General features: G+C 66.5%; 18 protein-coding genes. 3 read left to right on the top strand and 15 right to left on the bottom strand.

What is annotated here, in order from left to right:
• Window position 1: 1 nt before the first annotated feature.
• From HMPREF1868_RS08270 to HMPREF1868_RS08260, 3 genes are all read right to left on the bottom strand, one after another.
• Window positions 2-949: an ABC transporter permease gene (locus HMPREF1868_RS08270; RefSeq protein WP_156439447.1), complete on the bottom strand. Its 948-nt coding sequence runs from the start codon at window positions 947-949 to the stop codon at window positions 2-4.
• 13 nt (window positions 950-962) lie between these two features.
• Entirely contained in the window at window positions 963-1,883 is a 921-nt protein-coding gene (locus HMPREF1868_RS08265; protein ID WP_009278426.1) for an ABC transporter permease, read from the bottom strand.
• A 108-nt stretch (window positions 1,884-1,991) separates the two neighbouring features.
• On the bottom strand, window positions 1,992-3,689 hold the full coding sequence (locus tag HMPREF1868_RS08260; RefSeq protein WP_009278425.1) for an ABC transporter substrate-binding protein: 1,698 nt from the start codon (window positions 3,687-3,689) through the stop codon (window positions 1,992-1,994).
• 304 nt (window positions 3,690-3,993) lie between these two features.
• Between HMPREF1868_RS08260 and HMPREF1868_RS08255 the strand changes: the two genes are divergently transcribed.
• The 3 genes from HMPREF1868_RS08255 to HMPREF1868_RS08245 all read left to right on the top strand — a co-directional run bounded on the left by HMPREF1868_RS08255 (window position 3,994) and on the right by HMPREF1868_RS08245 (window position 9,165).
• On the top strand, window positions 3,994-5,316 hold the full coding sequence (locus HMPREF1868_RS08255; RefSeq protein ID WP_082719596.1) for an alpha-L-fucosidase: 1,323 nt from the start codon (window positions 3,994-3,996) through the stop codon (window positions 5,314-5,316).
• Window positions 5,317-5,431: 115 nt separating this feature from the next.
• Window positions 5,432-8,272, top strand: a complete 2,841-nt coding sequence (locus tag HMPREF1868_RS08250) for a transglutaminase domain-containing protein (RefSeq protein WP_062531631.1) — start codon at window positions 5,432-5,434, stop codon at window positions 8,270-8,272.
• 170 nt (window positions 8,273-8,442) lie between these two features.
• The gene (locus HMPREF1868_RS08245) at window positions 8,443-9,165 is read left to right on the top strand and encodes a class I SAM-dependent methyltransferase (RefSeq protein WP_062531630.1); all 723 of its coding nucleotides are present in this window, start codon (window positions 8,443-8,445) and stop codon (window positions 9,163-9,165) included.
• Between the two features lie 490 nt (window positions 9,166-9,655).
• On the opposite strand, the gene rplX is transcribed toward HMPREF1868_RS08245, so the two are convergent.
• The 12 genes from rplX to rplC all read right to left on the bottom strand — a co-directional run bounded on the left by rplX (window position 9,656) and on the right by rplC (window position 15,321).
• Window positions 9,656-9,973 carry a 50S ribosomal protein L24 gene (gene rplX, locus HMPREF1868_RS08240; RefSeq protein ID WP_009278421.1) on the bottom strand — a complete coding sequence of 106 codons (318 nt, stop codon included), beginning with the start codon at window positions 9,971-9,973 and terminating at the stop codon, window positions 9,656-9,658.
• Window positions 9,974-9,987: 14 nt separating this feature from the next.
• Window positions 9,988-10,356 (bottom strand): 50S ribosomal protein L14, encoded by a 369-nt coding sequence (gene rplN / locus HMPREF1868_RS08235; protein WP_009278420.1) that lies wholly within the window; start codon window positions 10,354-10,356, stop codon window positions 9,988-9,990.
• A gap of 84 nt (window positions 10,357-10,440) precedes the next feature.
• On the bottom strand, window positions 10,441-10,707 hold the full coding sequence (gene rpsQ / locus HMPREF1868_RS08230) for a 30S ribosomal protein S17 (RefSeq protein WP_062531629.1): 267 nt from the start codon (window positions 10,705-10,707) through the stop codon (window positions 10,441-10,443).
• Window positions 10,708-10,726: 19 nt separating this feature from the next.
• Entirely contained in the window at window positions 10,727-10,942 is a 216-nt protein-coding gene (gene rpmC, locus HMPREF1868_RS08225; protein ID WP_009278418.1) for a 50S ribosomal protein L29, read from the bottom strand.
• Complete coding sequence (rplP, locus tag HMPREF1868_RS08220; protein WP_062531628.1) at window positions 10,943-11,371, bottom strand: 50S ribosomal protein L16; 429 nt, start codon at window positions 11,369-11,371, stop codon at window positions 10,943-10,945.
• Entirely contained in the window at window positions 11,371-12,084 is a 714-nt protein-coding gene (gene rpsC / locus HMPREF1868_RS08215) for a 30S ribosomal protein S3 (protein ID WP_062531627.1), read from the bottom strand. The genes rplP and rpsC overlap by 1 nt, the downstream gene beginning before the upstream one ends.
• Before the next feature lie 7 nt (window positions 12,085-12,091).
• Window positions 12,092-12,454: a 50S ribosomal protein L22 gene (gene rplV / locus HMPREF1868_RS08210; protein ID WP_062531626.1), complete on the bottom strand. Its 363-nt coding sequence runs from the start codon at window positions 12,452-12,454 to the stop codon at window positions 12,092-12,094.
• A gap of 18 nt (window positions 12,455-12,472) precedes the next feature.
• Window positions 12,473-12,730 (bottom strand): 30S ribosomal protein S19, encoded by a 258-nt coding sequence (rpsS, locus tag HMPREF1868_RS08205; protein WP_009278414.1) that lies wholly within the window; start codon window positions 12,728-12,730, stop codon window positions 12,473-12,475.
• Between the two features lie 30 nt (window positions 12,731-12,760).
• Complete coding sequence (rplB, locus tag HMPREF1868_RS08200) at window positions 12,761-13,597, bottom strand: 50S ribosomal protein L2 (protein WP_040656716.1); 837 nt, start codon at window positions 13,595-13,597, stop codon at window positions 12,761-12,763.
• 131 nt (window positions 13,598-13,728) lie between these two features.
• Window positions 13,729-14,034 carry a 50S ribosomal protein L23 gene (rplW, locus tag HMPREF1868_RS08195; RefSeq protein ID WP_009278412.1) on the bottom strand — a complete coding sequence of 102 codons (306 nt, stop codon included), beginning with the start codon at window positions 14,032-14,034 and terminating at the stop codon, window positions 13,729-13,731.
• Entirely contained in the window at window positions 14,034-14,657 is a 624-nt protein-coding gene (gene rplD, locus HMPREF1868_RS08190; protein WP_009278411.1) for a 50S ribosomal protein L4, read from the bottom strand. Before rplD ends, rplW begins: the two co-directional genes overlap by 1 nt.
• Window positions 14,658-14,700: 43 nt before the next feature.
• Complete coding sequence (gene rplC / locus HMPREF1868_RS08185; RefSeq protein WP_062531625.1) at window positions 14,701-15,321, bottom strand: 50S ribosomal protein L3; 621 nt, start codon at window positions 15,319-15,321, stop codon at window positions 14,701-14,703.
• Window positions 15,322-15,699: the final 378 nt, after the last annotated feature.

Raw genomic sequence — 15,699 nt, 5'->3', positions numbered from 1 at the left:
CCTATTTGAGCTTGGGATCGAGGGTGTCGCGCAGGCCATCGCCGAAGAGGTTGAACGCGAGCACGGTGAGGAAGATCAGGAGACCTGGGAACAGCACCAGGTGAGGTGCCGTGGCCAGGTAGTTGCGGCTCTGCGAGAGCATGGCGCCCCACTCGGGCTGGGTCACGCTGGCGCCGAAGCCAAGGAACGACAGACTCGAGGCCGAGAGGATCGCGCCGCCCACGTTCATTGTGAAGTTGACGATGAGCGCCTGCATGGTGCCGGGCAGGATGTGGACGAACATGATCCGTCTGGACGAGCAGCCCACCGAGCGCGCCGCCTCGACGTAGAGCTCGCTCCTGACCTCGAGCACGGCGCCGCGGATGATGCGTGCGAACGACGGCACGGTGAACACGGCCACGCCAATCATCACGTTGGTGAGGCCGGGACCGATGATCGCGACGACAGCGATGGCCAGCAGGATGCCGGGAAAGGCGAACATCACGTCGCAGACGCGCATGATGAACGCGTCCACGAGCCCACCGCAGAAGCCCGCGATGAGGCCGAAGACCACGCCTGCGGCAGTGCCGATCACCGACGCCGTGAGGGCCGTCCCCAGCGAGAGCTGGGTGCCCGCGACGAGGCGGCTGAACACGTCGCGCCCAAACTCGTCCGTGCCCCAAATGTGGGCGGCCGTGGGGCCCGAGAGCAGGGCCGAGTAGTCGTACTGGTTGGGGTCGTAGGGCACCACGGAGGGGCCGATGACGGCTATGACCAACATGAGCACGATGAAGACGAACCCCGCCACGGCGGTCTTGCGACGCAGGAACTTCTTGAGGAACTGCCTGGCCGGACTCTGCGCGCGGGGGAGCTCCTCACCGCGGGCGAACTCCGAAGCGCCCGCCCCTGCGGTCGCGGCGGTCGCGTCCCCTTCGCCCGGGGCCCCCTTCAGCTTGGTCTTTTCTGCCATGTCGCACGTCCTCCTAGTCGAAGCGGACGCGGGGGTTGATGACCCCGTACAGCACGTCCGCCAAGAGGTTGATGACCATGTACTCGAGCGAGAAGAACATGATGAGCGCCTGCACCACCTGGTAGTCGCGGTAGTTGATCGAGTCGACCAGGAGGCGTCCCATCCCCGGGATCGAGAAGACGGTCTCGATGACCACGGAGCCCGCGATGAGGGCGCCGATCTGCAGGGCGGCCACCGTGACCACGTCGATGGAGGAGTTCTTGAAGGCATGGCGCATGATGACCTTGGACTCGGGCAGGCCCTTGGCGCGGGCGGTGCGGATGTAGTCCTTGCCCAGGTTCTCGATCATCGAGGAGCGGGTGACGCGCGCCAAGATGGCCATGATGCCGGCGCCCATTGCCAGCGACGGCATGATGTAGCCGCGCCAGTCGTCCACGCCGCCTGTGGGAAGCCACCCCAGGGCGACGGAGAAGAGCTGCATGAGCTCGAGGCCCAGCCAGAAGCTGGGGATGGAGAGGCCCGAGATGGCCACGACCATGCCCACGAGGTCCAGGGCCTTGCCACGATTGATGGCAGACACGACGCCCAGGAAGATGCCGATGAGCGCCGACCAGGTGATCGAGCAGATGGTGAGGTAGATGGTTATGGGGAAGCGCGGGACGAGCAGCGACCAGACGGTCTGGCTGTTCTTGTACGACATCCCCAGGTTTCCGGTGAAGAGGCCACCCATGTAGTCCAGGTACTGCCGGAGCAGGGGCTTGTCCAGGCCGAGCTGCTGGCGGATGAGCTCTATGTCCCCACCCGTCGCGTTCTTGCCGGCGATCATGCGTGCCGCGTCACCCGGGATCAGGTGGATGAACAGGAACACGACGATCGAGATGACGAAGAACAGGGGGATCATCGAAAGCATGCGCTTCAGGAAGTAGCGCCCCATCTTCCGCCTCCTCATTTGCTCCAAAAGGGCTTGCCGGCCTTCGGGGGCCGGCAAGCCCGATCCGTTTCCTGACGTGTGAGCCGGGACGCGCCCGGCCCCGCGCCCGCGCTAGCGCTCGAGCGTCGCGTGGGTGGCGTCGATGCCCATGGGGATCATGCGGACGCCCTTGAGGTACTCCTTGTACGAGAAGAGCGAGTCGTCCGTGGCAAGGAAGAGCCAGGGGCAGTTCTCCCAGGCAATCTTCTGGCACTCGCGATAGTACTTGTCCTGCTCGTCCTGGGTCGGTGCGGCGTTGCCCTTCTCCAGGTTGGCGTCGAACTCGTCGTCCTTCCAGAAGGCGGTGTTGTAGCCCGTGGGGGGCACCATGCCGCTGGAGAGCAGCGAGCGCAGGAAGCCGTCGGCGTCGTTCTGGGACCAGTTGACGTACCACATCTGGAGCTCGGTCTCGTCGGCGGGGAGGGCAGTCTTGTCGGCCACGGTGGCGGGCTCCATGGGCTGGACGTCCACGGTGATGCCAATCTGGGCCATCTGCTGCATGACGAAGGTCATGCCCTTGGTCTCCTGCGTGGAGTTGTCGCCCCAGAGGGTGAGCTTGAAGCCATCGGGGTAGCCGGCCTCCTTGAGGAGGGACTTGGCCTTGTCGAGGTCCACGTCGTAGGGCGTCTGCGCCTCGTAGGAGTGGAGCTTCTCGGGCAGGACGGAGGTCGCGGGGTCCGCGAAGCCGGAATAGAGGACCTCGGCGTACGCCTTCTGGTCGAAGGCGTAGTTCATGGCCTGGCGCACGCGCACGTCAGAGAGCTCCTTCACGTTGGTGTTGAGCGTGACGTAGCGCATGGTGGTTGACTTCTGCGCCTTGAGGTTGATGTCGCCCGCGCCCTTGATGGTGGCAATCTGGTCGGACGGGGTGGGATACACGAAGTCGGCCTCGCCGGTCTGGAGCATGGCGATGCGCGCGCCCGCCTCGGGCACCTCGCGGAAGGTCACGGAGTCGACCGTGGGCTTCTCTCCCCAATAGCTGGGGTTGGGCACCATGGTGGTGTGGTCGCCGTTGACCCACTCCTTGAGGGTGAAGGCACCGGTGCCGGCAGACTGTGCCAGGTAGTTGTAGTTGGGGTCCACGGCGGCGCTGGGGTTGATGAGGTAGAACTGCGAGATGCTGTTCATGAACGGCGAGTAAGGCGCGGACAGGGTGAAGACCACGGTGTTGGCGTCGGGCGCCTCGACCTTGGCCACGCGGTAGTTCTCGCTCCCGTCGTCCAGGGTCTGCACGAAGGTACGGCGACGACGCCAGCCGTTCTCCTTCTTGACCGCCTCGTTGTAGTTGGTGACGACGACCGAGGAGTCGAAGGGGGTGCCGTCACTGAAGGTGACGCCGCTGCGCAGGTGGAAGGTGTAGGTGAGGGCGTCATCCGAGACGTCCCAGCTCTCGGCCAGCATGGGGACGAAGTTGTAGTCCTCGTCGTGGGCGACCATGGTCTCGTACATGTAGTAGCAGACGTTGCCGGAGTTGCCGTCCGACCAGTTCATGGGGTGCAGGTTCTGGATGGTGCCCTCGATGGCGATCACGAGGTCGTTGTCCGCGGACTTGCCGTCGGTCTTGGTGGCCTTGACGACGAAGCCGTCAGCGTCGACCTCCGCGGCGGCAGTATCGGAGCCGGACTCGACGGGCGTGGTGGCATCGCTCCCCTTCTTGCCGCAGCCGGCAAGGGAAGCGCCCAGCAGGCCGGCGCCGATGGCGCCATAGCCCAGGAACGAACGACGGCTCATTCCCTTCTCCGAAGCGGAAACCTCGTGATTCTGAAGCATGCGACTTCCTCCTTGTGGACGACGCGCCCGGCCCACCCCGACGGGACGGGCCCCTCCTGACCTGTCCCCGTCCGCGGTCGCGAGGCAGGGCCGTGCAAGATGACCGAGGGGAGACGAACCTCTGCGCGCTCTCCGGGAACTTTCACCTTCTGGGCGACGGACCCATGCGGCACTGCCCCCTCATGACTCATATAGATTCATACTCGGAACCGGCTTCGCTTGGCAACAGTTCGCCCAACGGCAACCCGCCGGAGGGGAGAGGTTTTCGCCAAGCGTGATGATGCGCGTGACGAGGGGAGCACGGTTGTACGAGTTCGACAGGGAGCGCTACGACAGGCGCATGGCATGGTGGCTCCACGACCGCTTCGGCATGTTCATACACTGGGGCCTCTACGCCATCCCCGCGCGCGGCGAGTGGGTGCGCAGCACGGAGGAGATGGACGGCGCCTCCTACCGGCCCTACTTCGACGAGTTTGACCCTCGCGAGCTCGACGCGCGCGCCTGGGCCCGCGCCGCGCGCGAGGCGGGCATGCGCTACGTGGTCATGACCGCAAAACACCACGACGGCTTCTGCCTCTTCGACACGGCACAGACCGACTACAGCTCCGTACACGCACCGCTCGGCCGCGACGTCGTGGCCGAGTTCGTCGAGGCCGTGCGCGCCGAGGGCCTGAGGGTGGGGCTGTACTTCTCGCTCATAGACTGGCACCACCCGGACTTCCCGCAGCACGGCGACCGCCAGGCACCGCTGCGCAACCATCCCGAATGCGGCAACGAGGGTCGCGACTGGGGGCGCTACCTGCGCTTCATGCACGCCCAGGTGAGGGAGCTCTGCAGCAACTACGGCAGGCTCGACCTGCTGTGGTTCGACTTCTCGTACGACGACATGCGCGGCGAGCGCTGGGGCGCCACCGAGCTCATGCGCATGGTGCGCGAGCTCCAGCCCGACGTAATCGTGAACAACCGCCTCGAGGTGAGCGGCGAGGGCATGGGCTCCCTTGCCGAATGCGCGCCCACCCCCTACCACGGCGACTTCGTGACGCCGGAGCGCATCATCCCGCCCTGGCGGCTCACGGACGCCGAGGGTCGCCCCCTGGCCTGGGAGTCCTGCCTGACCATGAACGACAGCTGGGGCTACACCGCCCGCGACAACAACTGGAAGTCACCGCGCACGCTGGTGCGCTCGCTCGTGGAGTGTGTGTCGAAGGGCGGCAACCTCATACTCAACGTGGGTCCCGACGCGCGCGGACGCATTCCCCGCGCGTCGATGGAGCGTCTGCGCGAGCTGGGACGCTGGATGGGAGAGAACGGCGCGAGCGTCTATGGCTGCGGCAGCGCCGAAGGAGGTGGCGTCGACCTTGCTCGCTTCGACCAGGGACGCGTGACGCGCAGGGGCAACCACTACTACCTGCACCTGCACGAGCCCCACGTGGGCCCCGTGCCGCTTTTGGGCGTGCCCAAGGCGAGCATCCGCAGTGTGAGGATACTCGCGGACGGCAGCGAGGTGCCCCTCTCGTCCAGCTGGACCCACAGCGACTACGCCGACGTCGCGTTTGCGGACCTCGGTGCGGCGACGGAGCTTCCCGACCCGCTGGACACCGTGCTGGAGCTCGTTTTGGACGAGTAGGGCGCGGGATGTCCGCCCACGCAAGGGACGAAGGCGCGTGGGCCGCGTCCACCCAAGGCCTCGCAACCACAAGCCGAACCACAAGCCACCGACACACCCAGGCGAGAGGAGCCTCATGCTCGGCAAGGAACTCCAGGACTACGCGCGCGACCGCTTCGAGGGGCGTCTCGCCCTGCTCGACGACGTCACCCGCGCCCGTGCCACCGCGACCGTGGACGCCAGCGCCGACGAGGACGAGGCCTGCCTCCTGCGCTACCTCTTCGGCACGCTGCCCCTCTCCGACGTCCTCGACGTCGAGCCGGGAGTCCTCGTCTCCTACGTGCGTCACGCCCTCATGCTGCGGCGCGGCCTGGGCTGGACCCGCGAGCTGCCCGAGCCCCTCTTCGTGCACTTCGTGCTCTGTCCCCGCGTCAACAACGAGCCCCTCACCGACTGCCGCCCCCCGCTCTGGAGTGAGCTGCACGAGCGCGTCACGGGGCTCAACGAGCATGAGGCCGTGCTCGAGATCAACTACTGGTGTGCCCAGATGGCCACCTACCAGGCGTCGGACGGCCGTACCCTGGGGCCGCTCGCCGTGCTGGCAAGCGGGGACGGCCGCTGCGGGGAGGAGTCGACCTTCCTGGTGAGCGCCCTGCGCAGCGTGGGCATCCCCGCGCGCCAGATCTACACCCCCTGGTGGGCGCACTGTGACGACAACCATGCATGGGTCGAGGCCTACGCCGACGGCGGTTGGCACTACCTGGGCGCCTGCGAGCCCGAGGAGGTGCTCGACCGCGGGTGGTTCACCAACGCGGCGGGACGCGCCCTCATGATGGGCTCCACCGTCTATTCCGACTTCGCCCTGGACCAGCTGGGCGGGGAGGACGCCGGACGCAACGGCTGCACCCACCTGATCGGCGTGACGCCCTCCTACGCCAAGACGACGCGCCTCGTGGTGCGCGTGAGGGACGAGGCGGGCGCCCCCATCGAGGGCGCCACCGTCTGTCTGGAGATCCTGAACTCCGCACAGTGGGCCCCCGCGACCTGCCTGGTGACCGATGCCACAGGCCAGGCGGGAGTGAGCGTGGGCCTGGGCGGCCTGCGCGTGCGCGTGAGCTCGGGCGGCCGCATGGCCTGGCGCACCGTCGACACGGCGGAGCTCTCCGAGCTCGACTTCGTCCTGGGCGAGAGGGGCGCCGGCGTCGGCGCAGATGCCGCGGGCGGATCTGACGGCAGCTACCGGCCCGAGCCTGGCAGCTGGCAGTGGCCCTGCGCCGTGACCAGCGGCGATGCCCTGAGCTGGTGCGACGTGGACGTGCGGGCGCCGGAGGACCACCCCGCCCCCTCCTGCCGCCCCACGCCGGAGCAGCTCGAGCGCGGACGTGGGCGCAAGGCCCAGATGGACGAGCTGCGCCGCAAGCGCGTGGCGGGCTTCCTCGCCGAGGGCGCGCGACTGGCGGAGGACCTGACGGCGCGTGCGTCGCAGGAGGACCGCGAGCTCGTCGAGCACTTCATGCGCCTTGCCTTCGGCAACACAGACGAGGTCGCGCGCTTCCTCGCGGGCGACTCGGCAAGCGGCGGCGCCACGGGAGGTGGCGCACGCAGTGCCGCGGGCACGCTCGAGGCGGACCGCCTCGAGCTCCTCTCCACCTTGTCCGACAAGGACTTCCGCGACCTCAGGGCCGATGTCCTCGAGGAGCAGCTCCAGGGAGCCCGCGTCGTCCGCGAGCGCACGCTGGCATATCTGGCGGCACAGGGCATGGGACCCGACGAGGCGCAGGGGATCTACGAGCGCGACGTGCTCTGTCCCCGCGTGAGCCTGGAGCACCTGACGCCCTGGAGGACTCCCCTGCAGGCCTGGCTCCGAGACGAGCTCGACCCGAGCGAGCTTGCGTCCATGCGGGACGACCCGCGCGCCGTCTGGGACTGGCTCACGCGCAACGTCGGCTTCGACGAGCACCAGGACCTGGCAAAGCTCGCGGGAGGTCCCGTCGGCGCGCTGCGCGGCCGCCACGCCTCCCCCGTCACGCGCGCCACGCTCTTCGTGGCGCTCTGCCGCTGCCTGGGCCTCCCCGCCCGCGTGAACCCCGAGTCGCTGGCTCCGGAGCTCTTCGAGGACGGACGCTTCGTCCCCGTGCAGGAGCCGCCTCGTCCCAGCTCCCGCAAGTTGCGCCTGCTTGCCTCGGAAGGCACCAAGTCCTGCTTCGTCGACTGGACCCTGGGAAGGCTCCAGGCCTACACCGAGCGAGGAGGGCAGGGGTCCTTGGGCTTCCCCTCGCTCGAGCTTTGGGGCACGAGCGCGGACGAGGGCGGCCTGACACTCGAGCTGCCATTGGGAACCTGGCGCCTAGTGAGCACCACCCGGCTCCCCAACGGGAACCAGCAGGCCTCCGAGGCGATATTCCGCCTCGGAGAAGGCGAGGGCGAACTCGAGCTGCCGCTGCGCACGCGCGTGCCCAAGGCCTCCGACATGCTGCAGGACATTCCCCTGCCCGAGCTTGAGCTGCATGCCGCGGACGGATCTGCCGCCCGCGCGAGCGACGCGCTGCGGCGCGGTGGCACGGGACGAGGCATCATCGCCTTCCTGGAGGAGTCGGAGGAGCCCACCGAGCACCTGCTCAACGAGCTGCGCGAGCAGGCCGGGCAGTTGCACGAGGCGGGCCTGGGCCTGCTCCTCGTGTGCCGGAGCCCGAAGGCCTACGACGACCCCACGCTCATGCGCGCCCTTGGCGCGCTGGGATCCGCGCTGGTGCTCTTCGACGACTTCGACGGGCTGCCCGAGCGACTTGCCCGACGCATGTACGCCAACCCAGAGAAGCTGCCCCTCATGCTCCTGGTGCAGCCGTGCGACAAGGCCGGAGAGGACGGGACGGCAGGCGCAACGGACGACGGTGCCGTCTTCCGCGGACTCTATGCGGTGGGGGGCTACAACGTGGGCAGCGTGGCCCTCGCCCTGCGCCTGGCGCAGCTGACCTAGGGACTGGGAAGCAGATGATGCCACAAGACGGACAGCAACCGGCAGGCGGGGCACATACCCTCTCCGGGCCATTGCCCACTCCCGCCGCGCTGCCCGCGCAAGCGGCATCATCGCCAGCCGAGTCACCGGCGCCCGCGCCTCCCGTGCACTTCGCACCCGAGTCCTGTCGCATGGCCGCGAAGGAGGTCGCCTCTCACCTGGGGTCCGAGCTACTGGCTGGCACACCAGAGGATGGGGATTCTGGTCCCAGCCTGCTCATGGACGAGTCAGGCCTCTGGCTCTGCGGGGAGGACATGAGGATGCGAGGAGACTTCGCGCGGCTCATCCCGCGCCTCAGGCCTCACGCCCTGGCGCGGGAGCTGCTGGTCAAGGCGGCGCGGGTCAAGGGCGTCGAGCGCCCGTGCGCCGTCGACGCCACCGCCGGCCTGGGAGAGGACTCTCTCCTCCTGGCTGCAGCCGGGTTCGAGGTCGACCTCTACGAGCGTGACCCGGTGATCTGCGAGCTACTACGGGACGCGCTGCTCCGCGCGGAGTCGCAGGCAGGGCTCGCGCCCTTCGTGGCGCACATGCACCTGCACGAGGGCGACAGCATGGTCGCGCTACGGGCCCTCAACGAGGGTGGCGCTCGTCCAGACGTGGTCTTCCTGGACCCCATGTTCCCCGCCCGGCAGAAGAGCGCCCTGGTGAAGAAGAAGTTCCAGCTCATCCATCGGATCGAGGCGCCGGCTTCGGACGAGGACGAGCTGCTTGCGGCGGCCTTGGCGGCGCGTCCCAGAAAGGTCGTCATCAAGCGGCCACCCAAGGGCCCCTTCCTCGCGGGGAGAAAGCCCGGTCACAGCGTCGTTGGCAAGGCCGTCCGCTACGACGTGATTGTGCCCCCGCCCCAAGCCTAGGGGAGGACGGGCACCGGGACCCCGCCACCAGGGGCCCTGCAAGCCCGGAGCGCGGCCTCTCGCTTGTCGGTACTTTTCTCCCGTGGAACCACCGACGATCAGCCACCTCGGGGTGAAGTCGGACCGAACTTCAACGATTGTCGGCACTTCTCGTCTTCCAAACCACCGACAAACGGAGCTTCCGGGCGAGAATGGCGCCGCTGCCTCAGTTTGCTTGTACTTCTCGGCTTCCTGAACACAAGGAAATTGCCCATTTTGGACGAGGACGGCTCTGACGCATCAAATTGCTTGCACTTCTCTAAGTCAGAAATGCAAGCAAATCGACGGTTCGAAGCAAAAACGCCCCGTGACCCGAATTTGCTTGTGCTTCTCGGCATCAGCCGGCGGGAAAACACAAGCAAACGAGCGCCTCCGGACGAGAATGACTTCAAAAAGTCCCCCACCCTGGCGGATGGGGGACCCGACGTTCGCACTGGCGGTGACTCGCTCCCTAGAGCTCGACACCGGACTTCTTGGCGAAGCGGACCTTCTTGCCGTCCTCGTTGAAGCGATAGCCGACGCGGGTGGGCTTGTCGGTCTGGGGGTCGACGATCGCGACGTTGGAGACGTCGATGGCCGCCTCCCTCTCCACGATGCCGCCCTGCTGGCCCTGCTGGGTCGGACGCTGGGCCTTCTTGACCATGGCGACGCCACGGACGACGACCTTGCCCTCGGCAGGCATGGCCTTGATGACCTCGCCGCGCTTGCCCTTGTCCTTGCCGGACAGGACCTCGACCTGGTCACCCTTCTTGATCTTCATCTTTGCCATCTGCTACTCACTCCCTACAGCGTCTCAGGCGCGAGCGAGACGATCTTCATGTACTTGTGGTCGCGCAGCTCGCGGGCGACGGGCCCGAAGATACGGGTGCCCTTGGGCTCGCCATCCTTGTTCACCAGGACGCAGGCGTTCTGGTCGAACTTGATGTAGCTGCCGTCCTTGCGGCGGGTCTCCTTGACCGTGCGCACGACGACGCAGCGGACGACGTCGCCCTTCTTGACGGATCCGCCAGGGGTGGCCTCCTGGACGGCGCACATGATGACGTCTGCAAGGCCGGCGTAACGACGCTTGGAGCCACCAAGTACCTTGATGCACTTCACACGCTTGGCGCCGCTGTTGTCAGCGACGTTGAGCATGGTCTCCATCTGAATCATTGCTTGTTCCTCCGAACGCTCACCCCTGCCAGAGGTGCGGCCTCGCGTGCGCCGCACATGGCTGGGAATGGGTTGTATAGGTCGTTACTTGGCACGCTCGACGATCTGGGTCACGCGCCAGCGCTTGGTCTTGGACATGGGACGGGTCTCCATGACAGTGACGGTGTCGCCCAGGCCACACTCGTTCTTCTCGTCGTGGGCGTGGAGCTTCTTGTGGATCGTCATCATCTTGCCGTACTTGGGGTGGTGCTTGCGGTACGTGACCTGAACGGTGACGGTCTTGTCGCCGGAGATCGAGATGACCTCACCGGTGCGGACCTTGCGCGCGTTCCTGCTTTCGGTATCTGCCATTTCCTGTTTCTCCTGCGATCTAGTTCTGCGCAGCGGCGTTTTCCGCTGCGATCTGGCGTGCGCGAATCTCGGTCTGGACGCGGGCGATGTCGCGCTTGACCGTGGTGACGCGGGCGGTGTTGTCCAGCTGGCTGGTCGCCATCTGGAAGCGGAGGTTGAAGAGCTCGGCCCTGCCGTCCTCGAGCTTCTGGGCAAGCTCCTCGTCGCTGAGCTCACGGATGTCCTTGTACTTCATTTACTTAGCCTCCCCGTCCTGGTCGGCGCGGGCGATGATCTTGGTCTTGATGGGGAGCTTGTGCTGGGCGAGGCGCAGGGCCTCCTTGGCGACGGACTCCTCGACGCCGGCGATCTCGAACATGATGCGGCCGGGCTTGACGACGGCCACCCACTCCTCGGGGTTGCCCTTGCCGGAGCCCATGCGGGTCTCGGCGGGCTTCTTGGTGATGGGCTTGTCGGGGAAGATGGTGATCCAGACCTTGCCGCCACGCTTCATCTGACGCGTCATGGCGATACGGGCGGCCTCGATCTGACGGTTGGTGATCCAGTGGGCCTCGAGGGCCTGCAGGCCCCACTCGCCAAAGTAGAGCTTGGTGTTGCCCTTGGCCTGGCCCTTCATGGAGCCACGCTGGACCTTGCGGTGCAGAACGCGCTTGGGTGCGAGCATTAACGGCCCCTCCTCTCGTTACGGGAACGGCGAGGACGGCTGCTGCCCTCGAGCGCGGGGTTGAGCGCAGGCTGGCCGGGAAGCTGCTCGCCGAGGTAAATCCAGACCTTCACGCCGCAGGCGCCCATGGTGGTGCGGGCGGTAGCCTCGCCGAAGGCGATCTTGGCGCGCAGGGTGTGCAGGGGCACGCGGCCCTCGCGGTACCACTCGCGACGGCCCATCTCGGCGCCGTTGAGGCGGCCGGAGCACTGGATGCGGATGCCCTTGGCGCCGGCCTTGCGGGCGGACTGGACCGCCTTGCGCATGGCGCGGCGGAAGGCGATGCGGCCCTCGAGCTGCTCGGCGATGGACTGGGCGACCAGCTGGGCGTCGAGCTCGGGACGCTTGATCTCGATGACGTCGACGTTGATGTTGCCCTTGGTCACGCCGGCGATCTTCTCGAGCTCGCCGCGGAGGGCGTCGATCTCGGCGCCCTTCTTGCCGATGACGATGCCGGGGCGGGCGGAGTAGATGATGACCTTCACCTTGTCGCCGGCACGCTCGATGTCGACGCGTGCGAGGGCGGCGGAGGCAAGACGCTTCTCGAGGAACTTGCGAATCTCGAGGTCGTTGCCAAGGCTCTTGGCGTAGTCCTTCTTATCGGCGTACCAACGGGAACGCCACTCCTCGGTGATGCCGAGGCGGAAGCCGGTAGGCTGAACCTTCTGTCCCATGCTTTCCCTACGCCTCCTTTCCAGGTGCGACGACGACGGTGATGTGGCTCGTGCGCTTGTTGATGCGGGATGCGGAGCCCTTGGCGCGAGGACGGATGCGCTTGAGCGTGGGACCCTCGTCGACGTAGGCGTACTTGATCACGAGGCCGTCGGCGCGCATGCCGTTGTTGTTCTCGGCGTTGGCGACGGCGGAGCGCAGGACCTTGGCGACCGGCTCGGCGGCGGCGCGGGTGCTGAACTGGAGGGGCTCGAGGGCCTTCTCTACGGACTTGCCGCGCACCTGGTCGACGATCATGCGGACCTTGCGAGGGGCCATGCGGACGTACTTCGCAGTAGCCGAGACCTCGTTTGCAGCGTTGTTCTTAGCCATTGTTCTTCATGCCCCCTGTTAAGCCTTGTGGCCGCGGAAGGTGCGGGTGGGCGAGAACTCGCCCAGCTTGTGACCAACCATGGACTCGGTGATGTACACGGGGACGTGCTTGCGGCCGTCGTGGACGGCAATCGTGTGCCCGACCATCTCGGGGAAGATGGTGGAGGAGCGCGACCAGGTCTTCACGACCTCCTTCTTGCCAGCCTCGTTCATAGCGGTGACACGCGCAAGGAGGCGAGTCTCCACAAACGGGCCCTTCTTGAGACTTCTGCTCATTCTTGGGATCTCCTAATACTCGTGTTCCGACTACTTCGAGCGACGACGACGGATGATGAGGCGGTTCGACGCCTTCTTCGGGTCGCGCGTCTTCTTGCCCTTGGTCGGCTTGCCCCAGGGGGTGACGGAGGGACGTCCGGAGGTGTGGTTCTTGCCCTCGCCGCCGCCGTGCGGGTGGTCGACGGGGTTCATGACCGTGCCGCGGACGGTGGGACGGACGCCACGCCAGCGCTGGCGGCCGGCCTTGCCGATGACGATGTTGCCGTGCTCGGCGTTGCCGACCTCGCCGATGGTGGCGCGGCAGGTGAGGAGCACGCGACGGAGCTCGGAGGAGGGCATGCGGAGGACGGCGTAGCCGTTGTCCTTGCCCATCAGCTGCACGGAGGTGCCGGCGGCGCGGGCCATCGCGGCGCCCTTGCCGGGCTGGAACTCGACGGCGTGGACCAGGGTGCCGACGGGGATCTGCGAGAGCGGCATGCAGTTGCCGGGCTTGATGTCGACGTCCTTCTCGCCCGAGAGGACCACGTCGCCCACGTGAAGGCCCTCGGGAGCCAGGATGTAGGCCTTGGCGCCGTTCACGTAGTGGAGCAGGGCGATGCGAGAGGAGCGGTTGGGGTCGTACTCGATCGTGGCGACCTTGGCCGGCACGTCGTCCATGCGACGCTTGAAGTCGATCCTGCGGTACAGGCGCTTGTTGCCGCCGCCCTGGTGACGGGTGGTGATGCGGCCGTTGTTGTTGCGGCCCGCCTTCTTGGGCAGGGGCTCGAGAAGGGACTTCTCGGGCTTGGTGGCGGTGATCTCCTTGAAGTCAGAGATCGTCTGCCAGCGCCTGCCTGCGCTCGTGGGCTTGAGGTGCTTGACTGCCATTGCTTTCCCTTTCTTTCCGTTGGCCGACCCCCTCGGGAATAGGAGGCGACACCGGATTACCACGGTACCGCGCGTATCCATCCTGCGCGGCATAACAGCCCGGCCTCCCTGGGGAGGCGCGGGCGAATTACCTACTCCTCGGCAGCGGCCTGCTGGTTGGAGAAGATCTCGATCTGCTCACCATCGGCGATGGTGACGACCGCCTTCTTCCAGGTGCGGGTCTTGCCGGTGACATAGCGGACGCGCTTGTTCTTGGGACGGACCCAAAGCGTGTTCACCTTGAGGACGTGAACGCCGAACAGCTTCTCGACGGCAGCCCTAATCTCCTCCTTGGGAGCGTTGCGGGCAACCTCGAAGGTGTACTTGTTGTTCGACATCAGGTCGAAGGAACGCTCGGAGACGACCGGGCGGATGATGACCTCGTAGGCAGAGTTCATTACGCGAGCACCTCCTCGAGCTGCTTGGCAACCGCACAGGACATCACGAGGGCCGCGTTGTCGAGCAGGTTGCGGGTGTTGGCCTCGCAGGAGGCGATGATGGTGACCTTGGGCAGGTTGCGGAAGGCCAGGTAGGTGTTGACGTCATCGTCGGGAACGACGATGGTGACGCGCTTGCCCTCGAGGCCCAGGGCGGCCAGGACGGCCTTGGCCTGCTTGGTCTTGGGCTCAAGGGAGAGCTCGTCAATCAGGAACAGCTGGGAGTCGGCAAGCTTGCCAGAGAGCGCAGAGCGCATGGCGAGCTTCTTCTCCTTGTTGTTCGCGCGCAGGGCGTGGGAGTGGGGGGTAGGCCCGAAGACGACGCCGCCGCCGGTGAACTGCGGGGCGCGGATGGTGCCCTGGCGGGCACGGCCGGTGCCCTTCTGGCGGAAGGGCTTGACACCGCCGCCGGAGACGGCGGAGCGGTTCTTGGTGGAGTGGGTGCCCTGGCGCAGGGACGCCTCGTAGGCCACCACGACCTGGTGCATCACGGGGATGTTCGGCTCGATGCCGAACACGTTGTCGGAGAGCTCGACGGTGCCGGCCGCCTTCCCCTCAACGTTCTTGACTTCAATGCTGGACATTTGTCCTCCTTGTTAGCCTTAGGGCTCTTCTTACCTCGGCCCTTTAGGCCATGCGGACCTGGACGAGACCGTTCTTGCCGCCAGGGACGGCGCCCTTGACCAGCAGGAGGTTCTGCTCGGCGTCAACGCGGACGAGCTTGAGGTTCTTGACGGTCACGCGCTCGTTGCCCATGTGGCCAGCCATGTGCAGGCCCTTGCGGACGCGCGCGGGATAGGCGCACTGGCCGATGGAGCCGGGCTTGCGCTGGTTGCGCGAGCCGTGGGCCATGGGGCCACGAGAGAAGTTCCAGCGCTTGATGGTGCCCTGGAAGCCCTTGCCCTTGGAGGTGCCGATGACGTCGACCGCCTTGACGTCGGCGAAGTCCGCGACGGTGACCTGGTCGCCGCACTTGTGCTCCTCGCCGTTCTCGACGCGGACCTCGCGCAGGTAGCGCATGGGCTCGACGCCGTGGGCCTTGAAGTGGCCGGCCATGGGCTTGTTGACGTGCTTGGGCGTGATGTCTCCGAAGCCGATCTGGACGGCGTCATAGCCGTCGGTCACCTTCGTCTTCACCTGCGAGACGGTGCAGGGGCCTGCCAGGATGACGGTGACAGGAACGACGTTGTCGTCTTCATCCCACACCTGAGTCATCCCGATCTTGCGGCCAAGAATCGTGCTGACCATGCTCTTTCCTTACCCTCGGTGGTCATGGGACCTGTGGGGGCAAGCCCCCTCATGGCGCATCCGGCGCCACTTCCCCAGCGGACCACAGCTATCGTCTGCCACCTCATCTGCGGTTTTGTCCTGTGCGCTATGGACAGAACTCCCCCACAAAATCGGCAGCTTGATAAGTTTACATGCCCGGAGCGCCTTTCACAATCTCTTCGCAGAAGTTTTTGGAGCTCCTAGCTGGCGCTTTGTCTACCACTGCCTCGGGCGTATCCATGACAGGGCGAACCTTGGAACTGCGGGTGAGAGATGACGGCCATCTTTCGGGCCGCGGCTCCGTTGGCCAAGGGCGTCCAACGGAGCCGCGCGCAAAGTCTTCGAAGGAAAGCGCAA

It is taken from the genome of Olsenella sp. DNF00959 (assembly GCF_001553055.1).
In the GTDB taxonomy this organism is placed as follows: domain Bacteria; phylum Actinomycetota; class Coriobacteriia; order Coriobacteriales; family Atopobiaceae; genus Olsenella_I; species Olsenella_I phocaeensis.
This window is presented reverse-complemented; position numbering and strand designations above follow the sequence as displayed.